Source organism: Natronococcus sp. A-GB1, from assembly GCF_029688845.1.
Taxonomy (GTDB): Archaea; Halobacteriota; Halobacteria; order Halobacteriales; family Natrialbaceae; genus Natronococcus.
Genome location: NZ_JARUKW010000056.1, coordinates 1 through 1,069 on the forward strand (window position 1 = coordinate 1; position 1,069 = coordinate 1,069).

Here is a 1,069-nt window from a genome sequence, read left to right on the forward strand (position 1 = left end):
TTACGGCGTCAGAGGCCGGTTCTTGGAGTCAGAAGATGCAGTAGCTGTCGCTAGCGGTGTTTGTCGAAGGGTCAGGATTATGGTATCTTGCGTCATTGTTCCAGTGACGACGGCGATGCCTCTCCCAGATACGTCCGGAGAAGGGGAGCAGGCGGCGAGCCCTAACTCGCCGCCTGCGTCAGGTTATGGATGATGCACTTCCGTGTCAGCTCCCGGAACTGGCCGTGCCAGCTCCGGGAGCGGAGCTTCTCGCCGTCGTCTTCCTTCAACTGCGAAAAGCCGGTTTCACTCATCCAGCGCTGGTTGTAGTCTTCGTTCATTCGGGCGTTGTGGGCCTTTTGCAGCGGTGTCTGCTCCCTGTGCTTGATCAACGGTCGCGTTGAGTTGGAGCGACACTCCTCACGGAGGTCGCTCCACGAGTAATTCGCATCAGCGGACAGTACACGCAGGTCTTCCGCGTTCCGGCGGAAGACCTGCATCCCAATGTGGCCGTCCCACGCCTTCTGCGTCGTGTAGTGAACGTCCTTGATCGCTAGTGAGTTCACGTCGATCAAGATCGTCGTCTTCAGCGACTGGAACGAGTAGTTCGCGCGGTCGCGGTAGTGGTAGCTGGTTTGATCGCGCTGGAAGCCACTTGCGTCAATTGCGGCTTCACCACTCCAGCCCGCCTGCTCCGCCGAAGCGCGGAGCAGGCGGCGGAGTTCACGCATCCGATACTCTTGCTCCCACCGGCACAGCGAGCTGTAGTGCGGTGCCTCGTTAAGTCCGAACACGGCGAGAACTCCGGGCATCTCGTTGAGGTAGTCTTCAGTTTCACGGAGACTCTTCTCCAGTTCGACACGGTATAGAATCAACGCGATCTGTACCCATTTGGCGTACCCGCCCGCGCCGTCCGGCGCGGCGGGTACGTCCGGATCGTCAACGTGCTGTTTGGCAAGATCCCGACACATCTGTGCGAGCCGTCTGAGCGATGCCATATCGCCAGACGGCGTCCATTTCAGGGTGAATGTGACGGAAGCTTCCTGCGAGAGCGTCTGAAGTTGTCGTCAATCGGCGGCAAAACAAGGCA

The 1,069-nt window shown here is 59.2% G+C and carries 1 protein-coding gene; it reads right to left on the bottom strand.

Going from position 1 to position 1,069, the window contains the following annotated elements; genetic code table 11:
- Nucleotides 1-161: 161 nt before the first annotated feature.
- Nucleotides 162-977 carry an IS5 family transposase gene (locus QA600_RS22770; RefSeq protein WP_278294221.1) on the bottom strand — a complete coding sequence of 272 codons (816 nt, stop codon included), beginning with the start codon at nucleotides 975-977 and terminating at the stop codon, nucleotides 162-164.
- Between the last annotated feature and the right edge of the window lie 92 nt (nucleotides 978-1,069).